The 17,363-nt window shown below is 64.0% G+C and carries 14 protein-coding genes and 1 pseudogene; 7 read left to right on the top strand and 8 right to left on the bottom strand.

The genetic code is table 11. The annotated features are described in order from the left end of the window. Window position 1 precedes the first annotated feature (1 nt). Both argG and argF read right to left on the bottom strand, forming a co-directional pair. On the bottom strand, window positions 2-1,336 hold the full coding sequence (argG, locus tag LBW87_RS03960; protein ID WP_225200122.1) for an argininosuccinate synthase: 1,335 nt from the start codon (window positions 1,334-1,336) through the stop codon (window positions 2-4). A gap of 49 nt (window positions 1,337-1,385) precedes the next feature. Further along, window positions 1,386-2,300 (bottom strand): ornithine carbamoyltransferase, encoded by a 915-nt coding sequence (argF, locus tag LBW87_RS03955; RefSeq protein ID WP_225200121.1) that lies wholly within the window; start codon window positions 2,298-2,300, stop codon window positions 1,386-1,388. Between the two features lie 343 nt (window positions 2,301-2,643). Between argF and LBW87_RS03950 the strand changes: the two genes are divergently transcribed. Further along, entirely contained in the window at window positions 2,644-4,785 is a 2,142-nt protein-coding gene (locus LBW87_RS03950) for a TonB-dependent receptor (protein WP_225200120.1), read from the top strand. A 3-nt stretch (window positions 4,786-4,788) separates the two neighbouring features. On the opposite strand, the gene rsgA is transcribed toward LBW87_RS03950, so the two are convergent. Genes rsgA through LBW87_RS03935 form a run of 3 tightly spaced genes read right to left on the bottom strand, consistent with a single transcriptional unit; the run spans window position 4,789 to window position 7,360 of the window. Further along, window positions 4,789-5,721, bottom strand: coding sequence for a ribosome small subunit-dependent GTPase A (gene rsgA / locus LBW87_RS03945; protein ID WP_225200119.1), 933 nt, complete (start codon window positions 5,719-5,721; stop codon window positions 4,789-4,791). Beyond that, the gene (locus tag LBW87_RS03940) at window positions 5,721-6,074 is read right to left on the bottom strand and encodes a 4a-hydroxytetrahydrobiopterin dehydratase (protein WP_225200118.1); all 354 of its coding nucleotides are present in this window, start codon (window positions 6,072-6,074) and stop codon (window positions 5,721-5,723) included. The genes rsgA and LBW87_RS03940 overlap by 1 nt, the downstream gene beginning before the upstream one ends. 8 nt (window positions 6,075-6,082) lie before the next feature. Beyond that, window positions 6,083-7,360 carry a M48 family metallopeptidase gene (locus LBW87_RS03935; protein WP_225200117.1) on the bottom strand — a complete coding sequence of 426 codons (1,278 nt, stop codon included), beginning with the start codon at window positions 7,358-7,360 and terminating at the stop codon, window positions 6,083-6,085. A 132-nt stretch (window positions 7,361-7,492) separates the two neighbouring features. Between LBW87_RS03935 and orn the strand changes: the two genes are divergently transcribed. Beyond that, the gene (gene orn, locus LBW87_RS03930; RefSeq protein WP_225200116.1) at window positions 7,493-8,086 is read left to right on the top strand and encodes an oligoribonuclease; all 594 of its coding nucleotides are present in this window, start codon (window positions 7,493-7,495) and stop codon (window positions 8,084-8,086) included. 66 nt (window positions 8,087-8,152) lie between these two features. Here the strand turns inward: orn and LBW87_RS03925 are convergent, their stop codons facing one another. After that, complete coding sequence (locus LBW87_RS03925; protein WP_225200115.1) at window positions 8,153-9,133, bottom strand: AraC family transcriptional regulator; 981 nt, start codon at window positions 9,131-9,133, stop codon at window positions 8,153-8,155. A gap of 112 nt (window positions 9,134-9,245) precedes the next feature. Between LBW87_RS03925 and LBW87_RS03920 the strand changes: the two genes are divergently transcribed. After that, the gene (locus LBW87_RS03920) at window positions 9,246-10,442 is read left to right on the top strand and encodes an MFS transporter (RefSeq protein WP_225200114.1); all 1,197 of its coding nucleotides are present in this window, start codon (window positions 9,246-9,248) and stop codon (window positions 10,440-10,442) included. A gap of 49 nt (window positions 10,443-10,491) precedes the next feature. On the opposite strand, the gene LBW87_RS03915 is transcribed toward LBW87_RS03920, so the two are convergent. Next, the gene (locus LBW87_RS03915; RefSeq protein ID WP_225200113.1) at window positions 10,492-11,187 is read right to left on the bottom strand and encodes a UPF0149 family protein; all 696 of its coding nucleotides are present in this window, start codon (window positions 11,185-11,187) and stop codon (window positions 10,492-10,494) included. A gap of 113 nt (window positions 11,188-11,300) precedes the next feature. Between LBW87_RS03915 and LBW87_RS03910 the strand changes: the two genes are divergently transcribed. The 4 genes and pseudogenes from LBW87_RS03910 (at window position 11,301) to LBW87_RS23965 (ending at window position 15,794) form a co-directional block, all read left to right on the top strand. Beyond that, the gene (locus LBW87_RS03910; protein WP_225200112.1) at window positions 11,301-12,314 is read left to right on the top strand and encodes a serine/threonine protein kinase; all 1,014 of its coding nucleotides are present in this window, start codon (window positions 11,301-11,303) and stop codon (window positions 12,312-12,314) included. Between the two features lie 20 nt (window positions 12,315-12,334). Next, window positions 12,335-12,928: a DNA-3-methyladenine glycosylase I gene (locus tag LBW87_RS03905; protein WP_225200111.1), complete on the top strand. Its 594-nt coding sequence runs from the start codon at window positions 12,335-12,337 to the stop codon at window positions 12,926-12,928. Between the two features lie 13 nt (window positions 12,929-12,941). Further along, window positions 12,942-13,256: pseudogene (locus LBW87_RS24050) on the top strand (DNA translocase FtsK 4TM domain-containing protein); the annotation flags it as partial. Beyond that, a complete protein-coding gene (locus LBW87_RS23965) occupies window positions 13,236-15,794 on the top strand; it encodes a DNA translocase FtsK (protein ID WP_413927616.1) in 2,559 nt (852 codons plus the stop codon). The pseudogene LBW87_RS24050 and the gene LBW87_RS23965, both read left to right, overlap by 21 nt. 90 nt (window positions 15,795-15,884) lie before the next feature. Here the strand turns inward: LBW87_RS23965 and LBW87_RS03895 are convergent, their stop codons facing one another. Next, on the bottom strand, window positions 15,885-17,318 hold the full coding sequence (locus LBW87_RS03895; RefSeq protein WP_225200109.1) for an NAD-dependent succinate-semialdehyde dehydrogenase: 1,434 nt from the start codon (window positions 17,316-17,318) through the stop codon (window positions 15,885-15,887). Between the last annotated feature and the right edge of the window lie 45 nt (window positions 17,319-17,363).

The following is a 17,363-nucleotide window of genomic DNA, read 5'->3' as shown; positions in this document are numbered from 1 at the left end:
ATTACTTGGTGTCCTTGTCCAGCAGCGGCAGCGAAACCGCAGTGCTGGTGTCCAACAGGCCGGTGCTCTGGTAGATCGAGAGCTTCTGGCGGGTGTCGGCGATGTCCAGGTTGCGCATGGTCAACTGGCCGATACGGTCCACCGGCGAGAACGCGCCTTCGCCCTTTTCCATGGTCAGGCGCTCGGGGTGGTAGGTCAGGTTGGCCGACTCGGTGTTGAGGATCGAGTAGTCATTGCCGCGACGCAGTTCGATGGTCACTTCGCCGGTGATGGCGCGCGCCACCCAGCGCTGCGCGCTTTCGCGCAGCATGATCGCCTGCGAGTCGAACCAGCGGCCCTGGTACAGCAGGCGACCCAGCTTGCGGCCGTTGTCGCGGTACTGCTCGATGGTGTCTTCGTTGTGGATGCCGGTGAGCAGGCGCTCGTAGGCGATGAACAACAGCGCCAGGCCCGGGGCTTCGTAGATGCCGCGGCTCTTGGCTTCGATGATGCGGTTCTCGATCTGGTCGCTCATGCCCAGCCCATGACGGCCGCCGATGCGGTTGGCTTCCAGGATCAGGTCGGTCAGGTTCTCGAAGGTCTGGCCGTTCAGCGCCACCGGACGGCCTTCTTCGAAGCGCACCGTCACTTCTTCGCGCTTGACCTCGACTTCGTCGCGCCAGAACGCCACGCCCATGATGGGTTGCACGATCTTGATGCCGCTGTTGAGGAACTCCAGGTCCTTCGCTTCGTGGGTCGCGCCCAGCATGTTCGAGTCGGTCGAATAAGCTTTCTCGACCGACATCTTGTAGTCGAAGCCCGACTTGATCATGAACTCGGACATTTCCTTGCGGCCGCCCAGTTCATCGATGAAGGTGTTGTCCAGCCACGGCTTGTAGATCTTCAGGTTGGGGTTCACCAGCAGACCGTAGCGATAGAAGCGCTCGATGTCGTTGCCCTTGAAGGTGCTGCCGTCGCCCCAGATGTCGACATTGTCTTCGCGCATCGCTGCCACCAGCATGGTGCCGGTCACGGCACGGCCCAGCGGGGTGGTGTTGAAGTAGGTCACGCCGGCGGTCGAGATGTGGAAGGCGCCGCTTTGCAGCGCTGCGATGCCTTCGGTGGCCAGTTGCTCGCGGCAGTCGATCAGGCGCGCCAGTTCGGCGCCGTATTGCAATGCCTTCTTCGGGATTTCGTCGTAGTCGGGTTCGTCCGGCTGGCCCAGGTTGGCGGTGTAGGCGTAAGGAATGGCGCCTTTCTGGCGCATCCAGGTCAATGCGGCGCTGGTATCAAGGCCGCCCGAAAAGGCGATGCCTACTTTTTGTTTGACCGGAACGGATTGCAGGATGTTGGACATGATCTAGACGATTGCGATGGTGTTGATGACAGTGATTGCAGTGCGCGGCTCAGTCGAACTTGCCGTGCACCAGGTATTCGAGCAGCGCCTTTTGCACATGCAGGCGGTTTTCGGCCTCTTCCCAGACCACCGATTGCGGACCGTCGATGACTTCGGCGGCCACTTCTTCGCCCCGGTGCGCCGGCAGGCAGTGCATGAAGAGCGCGTCCTTCTTGGCGCGCGCCATCTTGGGGCCGTCGACGATCCAGCCGTCGAAGGCCTTCAGGCGCGCCGCGTTCTCGTCCTCGAAGCCCATGCTGGTCCACACGTCGGTGGTGACCAGATCGGCGTCCTGGCAGGCATCGGACGGATTGGCAAAGAAGGTGTAATGGCTGTTGCCCGGGGTGACTTGCGCCGGATCGATGTCATACCCCTTGGGGGTCGAGACATTGACATGGAAGCCGAACACCTCGGCCGCCTGCAGCCACGAGTACAGCATGTTGTTGGCGTCGCCGACCCAGGCCACGATCTTGCCCTGGATGCTGCCGCGCTGTTCGATGAAGGTGAACACGTCGGCCAGCACCTGGCAGGGGTGTTGCTCGTTGGTCAGGCCATTGATCACCGGCACCCGCGAATGGGCGGCGAAGCGTTCGATGATGTCCTGGCCATAGGTGCGGATCATGATCACGTCGCACATGCGCGACATGACCTGGGCCGCATCTTCCACCGGCTCGCCACGACCCAGCTGGCTGTCGCGGGTATTGAGGTAGATGGCGGCGCCACCCATCTGGTGCATGCCGGCTTCGAAGGACAGCCGGGTGCGGGTGGAATTCTTTTCGAACACCATCACCAGCGTACGGTCTGCCAGCGTGTGGTGCGGTTCGTAATTCTTGAATTTACGTTTGATCACACGAGAACGCTCAATCACGTAGTCGTATTCATCAAGCGTAAAGTCGGAAAATTTTAAGTAGTGTTTGATGGCCATAAATGAAAACGGCGGCCAAGCTGGCGCCTGCCGCCGATCGTTATAACTGCTTGGATTATAAGGGATTCAGGGCAAAAAGATACCCTGCAGGGTTGCTCGCCGGAAAGCTTGGGTCCGGAGCTTCGTTCGTGCCTCGGGATTGGTGGGTCTCATGATGACAATAAATTAACTTTCTAAAGGCTTTCGAGTGCGATCTGGTGACTCTTCAATCATTGCCCGGATGATTCGCGATTAATCGCGGGAACCCGCAGTCGGCGCCGGTCGACATGCAAATCGCGGCTTGCGGCGCACCTAGAATTGCCGCTCCTTTCTTCAACAAGACGCAGCTCCTGCGCATTTTTCCATGTCTCCATATCGTGCTTCACCGCGCCGTCACAAGCTGATGGCGCTGGCCGTTTCTTCGCTGTTCACGGCCCCAGTGCTGGCCGAGGACAGCCAGGCAGAAGCCGATTCCCGGCTGCCGCGCATCGAGGTGTCCGGCCAGCGCAGCCATTACGATCCGCGTCCGGCCAGCGTCGGCACCGCCACCCGCACCGAGGCGCGCGAGCGCGATGTGCCGCAAGTCGTCGACAGCGTATCGGTCGAGCAGACGATGTCCTACGGCGGGCGCGACCTGGCCGATGCCCTGGCCGGCGTGCCGGGCGTCTCGAACGTTTCGGATACGCGCTTTGATGCATTCCGGCTGCGCGGGTTCTCCAATGCCGGAGACCTGCTGCTGGATGGCATGCGCGATGACGCGCAGTACGTGCGCGGGCTGGGCAATATCGAGCGTATCGAGGTGCTCAAGGGACCGGCGGCGGTGCTGTACGGTCGCGGCGGCGGCGGCGGGGTGATCAACCGCATCAGCAAGCAACCGGGGCGCGAAGCCTTCGCCAGCGTATCGACCAGCTGGGGCAGCTTCGGTCGCCTCGGCGTGGCGGCCGACATCAACCGTCCGCTGGGTGAACAATGGAGCATGCGTATCAATGTCGGACGCGAGCGGGCCGACAGCTTTCGCCGTGAGGTCGACAGTACGCGCCAATATGTCGCGCCGTCGCTGAAGTGGGAAGACGGTCGCAGCAGCTGGTTGCTGCAGGCCGAATACCAGCAATCCGAACGGGTGCCCGATCGCGGCATGCCGGCGCAAGTCAGCCGCAGCAGCGCCAGCGGTGCGCCGCTGGCCTATCGCCTGCCGCCGGCTTCAGCCGATACTTTCTATGGCGCCGCAGGGCGCGATTTCGTGCGCGACACCAATCTCAACCTGCGCTCCAGCTTCTCGCATCGGCTGGATGCATCCTGGCAGGTGCGGCAGTCGATGAGCCTGCTGGATCTCGACAGCCGCTTCGACAACACCTTCGTCACCCAGCCCTATGTGTCGACGCCGCGCGATTTCAATCGCGTCCAGCGCGCCCGCTTCGTGCAGCACATGCAGCAGCGCAACCTGCAGACCAACCTCGAATTGCAGGGCCAGATCAAAGGCGCCGCCCTCAGTCACGAGCTGCTGATTGGCGTCGAATACAGCTGGCAGAGACGTGAGCCCCGACTGTGGGCGGGGGCGGCGGCGCCGGTGGCGCTACATGGCCCCGACACGCGTCCCGGCAGCGGCGCGGCCAATCGGCCTTTCGCCAGCAACAGCCATCGCGCCACCGGCCAGGCGCTGTATGTGCAGGACCAATTGAGCCTGGGCCAGCAGTGGAAATTGCTGGCCGGCCTGCGCTGGGACCGTTTCGAGATCGATTCCACCAACCAGCTACGCCACCTGCGTTCGCAACGCTCGTCATCGGTCCTGAGCCCGCGCATCGGCGTGGTGTGGGAAGCGCTACCCGGGCACAGCCTGTATGCGTCCACCAGCAAGAATTTTGCGCCGGTCGGCGGCGACACCATCGGCATCACGCCCGATGCCAGGGGCAATGCCAACGACCTGGGACCGCAATATTCGAAGCAGCTCGAGACCGGGCTCAAGAGCGACTGGCTGGACGGCAGGTTGAGTTCGACGCTGTCATGGTTCCAGCTTGACCTGTACAACCGCGCGGTGGCCGACCCGGTGGTGCCGACCATGTTTTACCTGACCGGGCTGGAGCGCAATCGCGGCGTCGAATTGAGCGTGAAGGGCGAGCTGGCGCGCCACTGGTTCATCCGCAGCGGCGTTACGCGCCAGAATGCGCGCATCGTCGAGGCCGAGCAGCGCTTCACCGGTAAGCGATCGACCGGCGTGTCCGGCACCGGCGGCAGCCTGTTCATCGGCTTTGCGCCGCCGCAGGGGATGTTTGCCGAGAGTGGGGTGGTGCATGAGGGCGCGCGTTATGCCGACCGCGACAATCTGCTGGAGCTGCCTGGCTATGTGCGCTGGGACGGCAAGATCGGCTATCGCCTGCGCCAGGCCGAGATCACGCTGGCCGCGATCAATCTCACCAATCGTGGCTACGCGGCCAGCGCCACCGGCCTGGCGCAGATCATGCCGGGTGCGCCACGCAGCTTTACGCTGACGATGGCGTACCGGTTCTAGGCTTCAATAAAGGGTTTGTGACGACTCATGCACCAGTTGCGCATACAACTGGTGACGCATGGGCGCGATCTCGCCCGTCTTGACCGCTGCCAGCACCGCACAATCGGGCTCGGTGAGGTGATGGCAGTTATAGAATCGACAGTGGCCCAGGTGCGGCCTGAAGTCACGGAAGGCACGCTCCAGCATGCCTTCGCTCAACTGGTACAGGCCGAATTCCTGGAAGCCGGGCGAATCGATGATGCTGGCGCCTTCGTCCATCTGGTACAGGCGGGTGAAGGTGGTGGTGTGCTTGCCGGTGTCGAGGGCGGCCGAGATCTCGCGCACGGCGATGTCGGCGTCGGGGATGATCAGGTTGATGATCGACGACTTGCCCATGCCCGATTGCCCGATCAGGATGGTGCTCTGTCCGGTCAGCAGTGGCATGAACAGCGCCCGCGTGTCTTCCGGGCGGGCGGTGGCCGAGACTTCGTGCACCGGATAGCCCAGGCGCGCATACACCTGCAGTCGTTCGCGGGTGCGCGGCAGGGCTTCGGTGATGTCGGTCTTGTTGAGAATCAGGTGGGCGTCCACGCCGGCCGATTCGGCCGCCACCAGCGAGCGCGACACCAGGTCGTCGGCAAAGGTGGGCTCGGTCGCTACCACGATGAACAATTGCGTCACGTTGGCCGCCAGCAGCTTGGACTTGTACTGGTCCGAGCGATACAGCAAGGTGCGGCGTTCATCGATCGACTCGACCACGCCCTGGTTGGGCGAGGTGCGGGCAAAGCGGATGCGGTCGCCCACCGAGACGTCGGTCTTCTTGCCACGGGTGACGCATTGCAGTTTCTGGTCACCGGCTTGCACCAGGTAATGCCGTCCATGGGCGGCAATCACTACGCCAGATTCGAGTTCGGCCGCCTGGCGCGCGCCATGGGCTTGGGGTCGTCTGGATGCCATCAGTGCGCGCGCTGGGCGAAGAGGGCGTCGACCTTGGCGGCGCAGATGAAGTCGTTCACCGACAGGCCGCCTCGGCCTTCATTGACGCTGTGGGTGTCGAACTTCACGCCGCAGCGGTTGTAGCTCACGCTCAGTTCGGGATGATGGTCTTCGGCGTGGATCACCCAGGCGATGGCGTTGACGAAGGCCAGGGTCTGGTAATAATCCTTGAAGTCGAAACGGCGCGCCAGCTTGCCATTGTCGAGTTGCCATTCGGGCAGCGCGGCCAGGTGCGACTGGATGTCGGCCTCGCTCAAGGCGGTGGTCTGGTGGCTGCAATGTGCGCCAGCGAGTTCGGTGATGGAGATGCTCATGGTGTTGTTCATTGCGCCGCAGTGCGCGGCGCCAGGTTCAGGTGAGAGATCCGCAGCGAGGCCGGGGGGTGCGAATCGTAGAAGGCCGAATGCAACGGATCGGGCGTCAGGGTGGAGGCATTGTCTTCGTACAGCTTGACCAGCGCCGACACCAGGTCTTGCGCGTTGGTGTGCTGGGCGGCGAAGGCGTCGGCCTCGAATTCGTGCTTGCGCGAGCTGAGCGAGGACAGCGGCGACAGCAGGAAGGTGAAGATCGGCAGCACCAGCATGAACAGGATCAGCGCCATCGCATCATTGCTGCCGAACAGCAGCGGATTCACGCCCAGGCCGGTATAGAACCACACTTGCCCCTTGAGGTAGCCCAGCAACGCCAGGAAGCCCAGCGAGATGGCGAACATCACCACGATGCGCTTGGTGATGTGCTTGAGCTTGAAGTGACCCAGTTCGTGCGCCAGCACCGCTTCGATCTCGTGCGGCGCCAGGCGCGCCAGCAGCGTGTCGAAGAAGACGATGCGCTTGCCCGCGCCGAAGCCCGAGAAGTACGCATTGCCATGCGCGCTGCGCTTGGAACCATCCATCACGAACAGGCCCTTCGAGGCAAAACCGACGCGCTGCATCAGCGACTCGATGCGGTGGCGCAGGCCCTCATCGTCGAGTGCGGTGAATTTGTTGAAGAGCGGCGCGATCACGCTCGGGTACAGCACCAGCATCAGCAACTGGAAGCCGCTCAGCACCAGCCAGGTGTAGAACCACCACAGCGAGCCGGCCTGTTCCATCAGGGTCAGCACCACCCACAGCAGCGGCAGGCCCAGCGCCATGCCCAGCGCGGTCTGCTTGAGCAGATCGGCAAAGAACAGGCCGCGCGTCATCTTGTTGAAGCCGAAGCGGGTCTCGAGCTTGAACTGGCGGTAATAGTCGAAGGGCAGGTCGACCAGCCCCGAGATGAAACCGAACACCGCCACCAGTCCCACCTGGTACCACATGTCAGGACCGCCGGTCCATGCCAGCAGCAGGCTCGACAGCCATTGCAGGCCGCCCAGCAGGGTAAAGGCGATCAATACGGCGGCGTTGACCAGCAAGGTCACCAGGCCGAACTTGGTGCGGGCGACGGTATAGTCGGCCGCCTTCTGGTGGGCCGCCAGCGGAATCTTTTCGGCAAATTCGGCGGGAACGGCAGCGCGGTGGCCCAGCACATGGCGGATGTGGCGCGACGCCAGCCAGAAACGCACCACCAGGCTCAACCCTAGAAACGCGACGAACAAAACCGAAAACGTAAGTGAAGACATGCTTTCCCTGTGCGAAAATGGCGGAAGTTCGATGCCCTTGCGGAACCCTGACTTGCGCGCCACGAACAACCGAATAACCTGGAACAACCTGAAAGTGGGGACATCCGCCGCTTTCATCAATAAGGAAGAATTATGTCACAAGCCGACAACGCAACCGGCGCGCCAGTCAACGCCGTGCCGGCCCGTCCCAACGAGTTGAACCTGGTCTGGGTCGATATGGAAATGACCGGCCTCGACCCGGACAAGGACCGTATCATCGAAGTGGCCGTGGTGGTCACCGATTCCCAGCTCAACGTGATCGGCCAGGGGCCGGTGATCGTGGTGCACCAGTCCGACGAGTTGCTGGACGGCATGGACGCCTGGAACAAGGGCACCCACGGTCGTTCCGGCCTGATCGACAAGGTCAAGGCGTCGACCGTGACCGAAGCCGAGGCCGAGGCGGTGCTGATCGAGTTCCTGCGCAAGTACGTGCCATCGGGCAAGTCGCCCATGTGCGGCAATTCGATCTGCCAGGACCGTCGCTTCATGGTGCGCGGCATGCCCAAGCTGGAAGAATTCTTCCACTACCGCAACCTCGACGTGTCGACCCTGAAAGAACTGTGCAAGCGCTGGAAGCCGGAACTGGCCAGCGGTTTCAAGAAGCGCCAGATGCACACCGCCCTGGCCGACATCCTGGAATCGATCGAAGAGCTGAAGTACTACCGCGAGCACTTCATCAAGGAATAAGCCCTGCCTTGCCGGACTAAAAACGCGCCTGCGGGCGCGTTTTGCATTGGCGGGCACCCCGTTTGGCTAACCCAGCCGCGCCTGGCTGGGCGGATGGCCGATGATGCGCTTGAAGGCGCGGCTGAACGAGGCTTCCGAGTCGTAACCGAGGCGGTTGGCCACCACCGCTACGCGCAGGCCTTCGCGGGCGATCCATTGGCGTGCCTGGAACATCTTGACCCGCGCCACATAACGGGCTGGCGTCTCGCCCACCGCGCCGGTGAATTTTTCGATGAAGCGCGAGCGCGACGCCCCCATCACTTCGGCCAGTTCGGCCACGCTCCAGTCGCGCTCGGGTTGCCGGTGCACCGCCGCCAGCACGCGCCCGATCTGGGGGCAACGCACGGCGGCGATCCAGCCGCTGGCGTCGCTGCAGGCGCATTCGACCCAGGCCCGGATGATGGTCGCGGCGAGCACGTCGGCCAGTCGCGCCATGATGCCGCAGGCGCCGATGCGGTCCATCGTCACTTCGCGTTCCATGGCCTCGATCAGGGCCGGCACGGCCGGGTCGCGTTGCGCCAGGTCGCAGGCGCGCATGACTTCCGGCATCATCATCAACAGCGGGTGCAACGGGTCCAGGTTGAAGCGCATGCTGCCGCAGAACATCACATGCGACGGCGCCACCGCGCCCTCGACCATGATCGCGTTGTCGTCATCCTTGACCAGGAACAGGTTGTCGGACAGCCGCCGGCGTGCCATGGCATCGATCTCGACCGCGGGGACCTCGGGCGAACTGGCCAGTTCATGGTAGGTGCCGCGCGGCATCAGCAGCGCGTCACCGGCGTTCAACTGTTCCCAATCGGTGTCTTCGGTGCGCATCCAGCAAGCGCCCTGGGCGATGAAATGAAAACGGGCCTCATGGCTGGGCCCGAATGCCAGCGCCCAGGGCTCATGCATCTCGCAGCGGCCATATTCGACGCCATCCAGGCGCAGGCCCAGCAGGATCTCGGTCAGCGTGTCGGGGGTATCCACGCCCGGGCGGACTTGCGTGCTGGCATCGATGGGCATGGGGTGCTCCTCAAGGTTGGGACGAAAAGTCATGAATTAAGATTTTACCGGCATTGAAAGTCCGATCGCGCAATCATACACTGCCGGCTTGATTCCGTTTTAAGGGTTTTCCATGCATAGCGCATCCTCTGTTGAAAGCCGCGGCTTTCCTTCTCCCGACAGTGCCAACTGGATTGGCATTGCCAGCCTGGCCCTGGGGGTGTTCGGCCTGGTGACGGCCGAATTCCTGCCGGCCAGCCTGTTGACCGCGATGGCCACCGACCTCGGCATTTCCGATGGCGCCGCCGGCCAGGCGGTGACGGCGACCGCCATCGTCGGCGCCATTGCCGCGCCGACCATCCCGGTGGTGACCCGCAATTTCGACCGCAAGCGGGTCATCATTGCGTTGACCTTGCTGCTGGTGCTGTCGAACGTGCTGGCGGTGACCGCCGCCAATCTGCCGGTGTTGCTGGTGTCGCGCGTGATGCTGGGCGTGGCGCTGGGTGGTTTCTGGTCGATGGCGGCGGCGCTGGCCATGCGCCTGGTGCCCGAAAAACTGTTTGCGCGCGCCATGTCGGCGATCCTGACCGGGGTCTCTGTTGCGACCGTGTGCGCCGCGCCGATTGGCGCCTACATGGGTAACCTGTGGGGCTGGCGCAGCGCCTTTGTCGCCGCCGGCGTGCTGAGCGTGATCACGCTGGCGGTGCAGGTGGTGGCGATCCCCAAGCTGCCGCCACGCGATCACCCGAACCTGAAGGTGCTGTTCGAACTGCTGGGTCGGGGCGATGTGCGGGTGGCCTTGCTGGCGGTGTTGCTGGTGATCTCGGGTCACTTCGCCGGCTTTACCTATATCCGTCCCCTGATGGAAAACGTCACCCACCTGTCGGTCAATACCATCTCGGCGATCCTGCTGGGGTATGGCGTGGGTGGTTTCCTGGGCAACTTCGTCGGCGGCTTCATTGCCGAGCGCAGCGAGCGTTATGCCGTCGTCTGCGGTGGCGCGCTGATTGCCGTGCTGGCGGTCACGCTGTGGGTGGCGGGTAGCTCGGCGGTGGTGGCAGCGGTGGCGATCACCTTGTGGGGCTTCGCCTTCGGCGCCTTCCCGGTCGGTTTCCAGACCTGGATCGTGCGCGCCGCGCCGGATCATGCAGAAGGCGCGGGTGGCTTGTTGGTGGCGGCGTTCCAGGTCGCGATCGCCAGCGGCGCCATCGGCGGCGGCGTCATGGTGGACCATGTCGGCGCGCTGGGCGGACCGATCTTCGCCGCCATCGCCCTGACGCTGGGCACACTGCTGACCTTGCGTTACGGACCGCGCGCAGTGCGGGCATGACGAACTATTTAACCGCCGTCCTGACGAAAGTCAGGACGGCGACGCTTGATTACTCCTCGCCATCAGCCCCGCAGCATTTCTTGTACTTCTTGCCACTACCGCAAGGGCAGGGGTCGTTGCGGCCGGTCTTGGGGGCGTCGCGCTGCACCTGCTCTACCGCCGACTTGCGCTTGGGCGCCCAGTAGCGCTGCAGGTGCGGGATCGCCGATTCGATCTCGATGGCCAGCTTGTGCGTCTTGATCGGGTCATCGATGAGCTTGGTCTCTTCTTCTTCGAGTTCGTCCGAGCCCAGCAGGTAGATCGGGCGCATCAGGTCGGCCAGGTCGGAATGGAAGATCTCGTCCCACAGCGCCGCGCGCAGTTGGATGCCTTCCCAGAAGCCCCAGGCCCAGGCCTCGGCGTCCAGCAACGGCTTGCCTTCGTGTTCGCGTTCACAGAACAGTGGTTCGTATTCCTTCGGGGCGACCTCGAAGGTGATGGCGATTTCGTTCATGCTGCGCGCGATCAGGCTGGTGATGCGCTCGGCTTCCTTGCCCGACTTGAACTTGGGCGTGTCTTCCAGGCGGCTGCCCCACACGCGCGGCAGCCATTCGGCCATCAACACCTCTTGCGGGCCGATGACCAGCGCGGTCAGGTAGCCGTTCAAGGTGTCCATGGTCATGACGTCGTCGGCACAACGGTCGGACAACAGGAAATCGTCGAGTTCTTCGAATTCCTGCTCGGAAAGGGGCTGGTCGAGTTGCATGGCGGTGTTCTTTGTGAAAGCGGTCAATTGGAGCCGGAGTTTACTCCATTCGGCCGCTCGACTCCCGTGTTTCGCCTGCACTGGCAGGACGCTACGCCAGTACAATAGCGTCCATGAATCAAACTGCATCTTCCGGCGCCGACGCCGGGCTTACTTCCTTTGCAACGCTGTCGCCTGACCTGGTGCTGGATGCGCTCGACAGTGTCGAGCTGCGCGGCGACGGCCGCCTGCTGGCGCTCAACAGCTATGAAAACCGGGTCTACCAGGTTGGCATGGAAGAGGGCCCACCGGTGGTGGTCAAGTTCTACCGCCCGTTGCGCTGGAGCGAAGAGCAGATTCTCGAAGAACACTTGTTCGCCCAACAACTGGCCGATGCCGAGATCCCGGTGGTGCCGGCGCTGGCGCTGGCCGATGGCAAGACGCTGCAGCACCATGCCGGTTTTCGCTTTGCGGTATTTCGCCGTCACGGCGGGCGCGCGCCCGAACTGGACGACCCCGATACGCTGGAATGGATGGGTCGCTTCATCGGGCGCATCCATGCCATCGGCGCCCAGCAGCCGTTCGTGCAGCGTCCGGCGCTCGATATCGCCAGCTTCGGCGACGAGCCGCGCGACTGGCTGCTGTCGCACGATTTCATTCCCAAGGAACTCGAAGCTTCCTGGAGCAGCACCGTGCAGCATGCGCTGGATGGCGTGCGGCGCTGTTTCGACCGCGCCGGCGAAGTGCAGCAGTTGCGCCTGCATGGCGATTGTCATGTCGGCAATGTACTGTGGACCGACGCCGGCCCGCACTTCGTCGACTTCGACGACAGCCGCAGCGGCCCCGCCGTGCAGGACCTGTGGATGCTGTTGTCGGGCGAGCGCGGCGACATGGTGCGGCAGTTGTCTGACCTGTTGGCCGGCTACGAGAGCTTCTGCGACTTCGAGCCGCGCCAGTTGTATCTGATCGAGGCGCTGCGCACGCTGCGCCTGATCCATTATTCGGCCTGGCTGGCCCGGCGCTGGGACGACCCGGCGTTTCCGGTCGCCTTCCCCTGGTTCAATACCCAGCGGTACTGGCAGGATCGCATCCTCGAGCTGCGCGAACAGATCGCGCTCATGGATGAACCGCCGCTGTGGCCCATCTAAGACAAGTAACAAGGAACAACATGACGACACGCTGCGGCTGGGTCAACCTCAACAATCCCCTGTATGTGGAGTACCACGATCACGAATGGGGCGTGCCTTGCCATGACGAGACGCGCCTGTTCGAAATGCTCAACCTCGAAGGCGCGCAGGCCGGCCTGTCGTGGGAGACGGTACTCAACAAACGCGAAAACTATCGCGCCGCTTTCGATCAATGGGACCCCGAGAAGATCGCCGAATACGACGATCGCAAGGTAGCCCGGTTGCTGGCCGATCCGGGCATCATCCGCAACCGCCTCAAGGTCGCCGCCACCATCGGCAACGCCCGCGCCTATCTGAAGCTGCGCGACGAAGTGGGCGGGCTCGATCCCTACCTGTGGGGCTTCGTCGAGGGCGAGCCGATTCGCAACCAGTGGCAGGCGCTGATCGATTGCCCGGCCAAGACGCCGCTGTCGGACATGATCTCCAAAGACCTGGCCCGGCGCGGTTTCAAGTTCGTCGGTTCCACCATCATCTACGCCTATATGCAGGGCATCGGCATGATCGACGACCATGTGCTCGACTGCCACCGGCATGGTCGGCAGCACGACGATGCCGACACCTTGACAGACGCTTAATGGACGGTGGCACAGCATGATTTTCATCAAATGGTTTGGCTGGTCGGTGTTGTGGATATTGCCGCTGCTGTTGCGCGTGGCCGTGTCGCTGCTGACCCGCAGATCCATCCTCGGCGGACGCGGCGCGATCCGCGTCTGGCTCGGCACCCTGATGCTGCTGGTGGGCAGTTGCGCCATCGAATCGCTGCTGCGGGCCCAGTTCGACACCGGCGACGATGGCCAGCGCGGCGATATTCTTGGGTTTGCGTTGATGGAAGGCCTCACCGGCAAGATCAACAAGGGCGTCGCCGTGATCCTGCTGCTGCTGATGGCCGGCCTTGGCCTGAAGTGGTTGCTGGGGGCCATGTTCGGCGCCCAGCGCGGTGGCAGCCTCGACGATGCGCCCGAACTTGAACCGACCTCGATGCTGCCCCGTCGCGGCAGCATCGAAAGCGAACGCAATCGCATGGCCATGCAGCGCAATGCCGCCAGCACCGAACGGCGCATGCCGCGCCCGGCCGCCACGCCACCTGCCGGCACCCATCGCCAGCGTCCCGTCGCGCGCGTGAACGATGCGCCGCCACGCGAAGACTGGCAGGTCAGGTTGTCGTCGCTGCAGCGTGGCAACCCGCGCAGCGCCGCACCCGCCGAGGGGCCGGCGCGGGTCAGCAAGTGGCCCGCCATCAAGCCCTCGGCCGAAGCGGTCAAGGCGCGCCCCGAGTCCGAATGGGCCGCCTTCGAATCGTTACGGCCGACCGACGCCATGCTGGCGCGCGCCACGGCCAGTGATGCCATCAGCGCCGCCAGTGCCGCCGCCAATGCCAGCCTGTCGCGGGCGGCGTCGCCGTCGGCGCCGCAGCAGCATATCCCGCCCTCGATCGCACGCGGCATGCGCATCAGCAGCGTCGGCCGCAGTCCACGCGAGACGCCACCGGTGGTCGCCGGCGGTCACGCCGAAGCGGTGCCGACGCGCCTGATGCGCTCGCTGCAGGAGGCGATGCGCCCGGCCACGCCCGAACCGGTAGCCGCACCGCAGATCGCGTTGCCCCAGGTGCCGGAACCGCCGGTTGAGCTGCCGCTCGATACGCCCGCGGAGGTGCCGGTTGAAGCGCCCGTCATTGCATCGTCGCCGGTCGTCGCGCCCCCAGCGCCGCCGGAGCCGGTAGCGCGCTCGCCCTGGGATGACATCCCGGCGCAGGAAGAACACGAACCCTACGCCCCGTTCGAACCCGACGGCGCGTTGAGCCAGACGCTGGAACCGCTGACGCCGTTCGAGCTGTTCTCGCCCGCGCCGCCGTCGACGCCGGCCGTGCCGCCCGCAGCATTCAGCGTCCAGGCCCCGGCGCCTGCTGTGCTGGCCCGGATGATGATCGACGATGTCGATGATGGTCCTCGGGTCGATATCCCGCTGCCGGCGCTGGAGTTGCTCGATGTGCGCCAGGACGCAGCCATCGAGGTCGATGCCGAGCAACTGGCCGAGACCGGCCGCCTGATCGAACAGCGGCTCAAGGAATTCAAGGTGCCGGTGACGGTGCTGGGGGCCGAGGCGGGTCCGGTGATTACCCGTTTCGAGGTCGAGCCGGCGCAAGGCGTGCGCGGCGCCCAGGTGGTCAACCTGGTCAAGGACCTTTCGCGCGCCCTGGGGCTGACCTCGATCCGGGTGGTCGAGACCATTCCCGGCAAGACCTGCATGGGGCTGGAACTGCCCAATGCCAAGCGGCAGATGATCAAGCTGTCCGAGATCGTGCGTTCCGAGCCTTACCGCAAGTCGTCCTCGCTGCTGACGCTGGCCATGGGCAAGGACATCACCGGCATCCCGGTGGTCACCGACCTGGCGCGTGCGCCGCACATGCTGGTGGCCGGCACCACCGGCTCGGGCAAGTCGGTGGCGATCAATGCCATGATCCTGTCGCTGCTCTACAAGGCGACGCCGGACGAAGTGCGCCTGATCATGATCGACCCCAAGATGCTGGAACTGTCGATCTACGAAGGCATTCCGCATCTGCTGGCGCCGGTGGTGACCGACATGCGCGAAGCCGCGCATGCGCTGAACTGGGCAGTCGAGGAAATGGAACGCCGCTACAAGAAGATGTCGCGCCTGGGCGTGCGCAACCTGGCCGGCTACAACCAGAAGATCGACGATGCCGCTGCCCGTGGCGAGAAGATCGCGAACCCGTTCAGCCTGACGCCGGACGCCCCCGAGCCGCTCGACAAGCTGCCCACCATCGTCATCGTCATCGACGAACTGGCCGACCTGATGATGGTGGTCGGCAAGAAGGTCGAAGAGCTGATCGCCCGCCTGGCGCAGAAGGCGCGGGCCGCCGGCGTGCATCTGATCCTGGCCACCCAGCGGCCGTCGGTGGATGTGATCACCGGCCTGATCAAGGCCAACATCCCGACCCGCGTGGCGTTCCAGGTGTCGTCCAAGATCGACTCGCGCACGGTGCTCGACCAGATGGGCGCCGAGTCACTGCTGGGCCATGGCGACATGCTGTTCCTGCCGCCGGGTTCGGGTTATCCCCAGCGCGTGCATGGCGCGTTCGTCTCTGACGAAGAGGTGCACCGGGTGGTCGAATACCTCAAGTCGTTCGGTCCGCCGCAGTACATCGAAGAAATCCTGGCGCCGCCGATTCCAGACGATGCCAGCCAGGGCGACATGTTCGGCGGCGACACGCCCGACCCCGAAGCCGATCCGCTGTACGACGAGGCCGTGGCCTTCGTGCTGAAGTCGCGCCGGGCTTCGATCTCATCGGTGCAGCGGCAGTTGCGCATCGGCTACAACCGTGCCGCACGGCTGGTGGAGCAGATGGAGACGGCCGGCGTGCTGTCGGCCATGTCGCGCAACGGCAGCCGGGATATCCTGGTGCCGCCGTCGGGAGAAGAGTAAAACCGTTGTGACAGGCACCTGCTTGCGTGCCAAGAAAAAACGGCGAACCGTTTAACCGGTTCGCCGTTTTCATTCCATCATCCCACCCGATCACACATCCAGCTGCGATACGAACTTGGTGTTGACGTAGGCTTCGATCGCCTCGGTGCCGCCCTCCGAACCGTAGCCCGAATCCTTGATGCCGCCGAACGGCACTTCCGGAATGGCCAGGCCCATGTGGTTGATGGTCAGCATGCCGCTCTCGACCCGCGAGGCCAGCGCATGCTTGACCTGCGACGACTTGACGAAGGCATAGGCCGCCAGGCCGAACGGCAGGCGATTGGCTTCGGCGATGACTTCGTCGAGCGTGTCGAAGGAGTTGATCAGCGCCAGCGGGCCGAACGGTTCTTCGTTCATCGCGCGGGCCGACAGCGGCAGGTTGGTCAGCACCGTTGGCTGGAAGAAGTAACCCTTGTTGCCGATGCGCTTGCCGCCGGTGCGCAGTTGCGCACCCTGGGCCACGGCGTCGTCGATCAGCGCCTCGAGTGCCGGGATGCGGCGCTCGTTGGCCACCGGACCCATGGTGATGCCGGCTTCCTGGCCATTGCCGACCTTCAGTTGCTCGGCGTAGGTCACGAACTTGTCGACGAAGGCATTGAACACGTTCTTTTGCACCAGGAAGCGGGTCGGCGCCACGCAGACCTGACCGGCATTGCGGAACTTGGCGCCTGCCAGGTTCTTGACGGCGGCATCGATGTCGGCATCGTCGAACACGATGGCCGGAGCGTGGCCGCCCAGTTCCATGGTCGCGCGCTTCATGTGCTGGCCGGCCAGCGCTGCCAGTTGCTTGCCGATCGGGGTCGAGCCGGTGAAGGAAATCTTCTTGATCACCGGATGCGGGATCAGATATTCCGAAATCTCGGCAGGCACGCCATAGACCAGGTTGATCACGCCAGCAGGCACGCCGGCATCGGCGTAGGCGCGGATCAGTTCGGCCGGCGACGCCGGGGTTTCTTCAGGGGCCTTGACGATGATCGAACAGCCGGCTGCCAGGGCGGCCGACAGCTTGCGCACCACCTGGTTGATCGGAAAATTCCAGGGCGTGAAGGCGGCCACCGGACCGACCGGCTCCTTGATCACCATCTGATACGCGCCCGGCACGCGGGACGGCACCAGACGGCCGTAGGTGCGGCGGGCTTCTTCGGCGAACCAGTCGATGGTGTCGGCCGAACCCAGGGTTTCCATCTTGGCCTCGGCCAGTGGCTTGCCCTGCTCGATGCTCATCAGCAGCGCGATTTCGTCGGCGCGCTCGCGCAGCAGGTTGGCGGCGCGACGCATGATCTTCGAACGCTCGAAGGCCGACGTGTTGCGCCAGATCTCGAAGCCCTTCTGGGCGGCGTCCAGCGCACGGTCCAGGTCTTCGCGGCCGGCATGGGCGATCTTGCCGACCACTTCTTCGGTCGCAGGGTTGATGACGTCGATGGTGCGGCCCGAAACGCTGGCGGTCCATTCGCCGTTGATGAAAAGCTGTACGTCCTTATACATGTGCGATCCTTGTTGAAGTGGGGTTGGGGAAGCTGCCGGCCAGTG

It is taken from the genome of Herbaspirillum sp. alder98, from assembly GCF_020179755.1.
Taxonomy (GTDB): domain Bacteria; phylum Pseudomonadota; class Gammaproteobacteria; order Burkholderiales; family Burkholderiaceae_D; genus Herbaspirillum.
The sequence above is the reverse complement of the archived record's forward strand: the minus strand, read 5'-3'. Positions and strand labels throughout refer to the sequence as shown.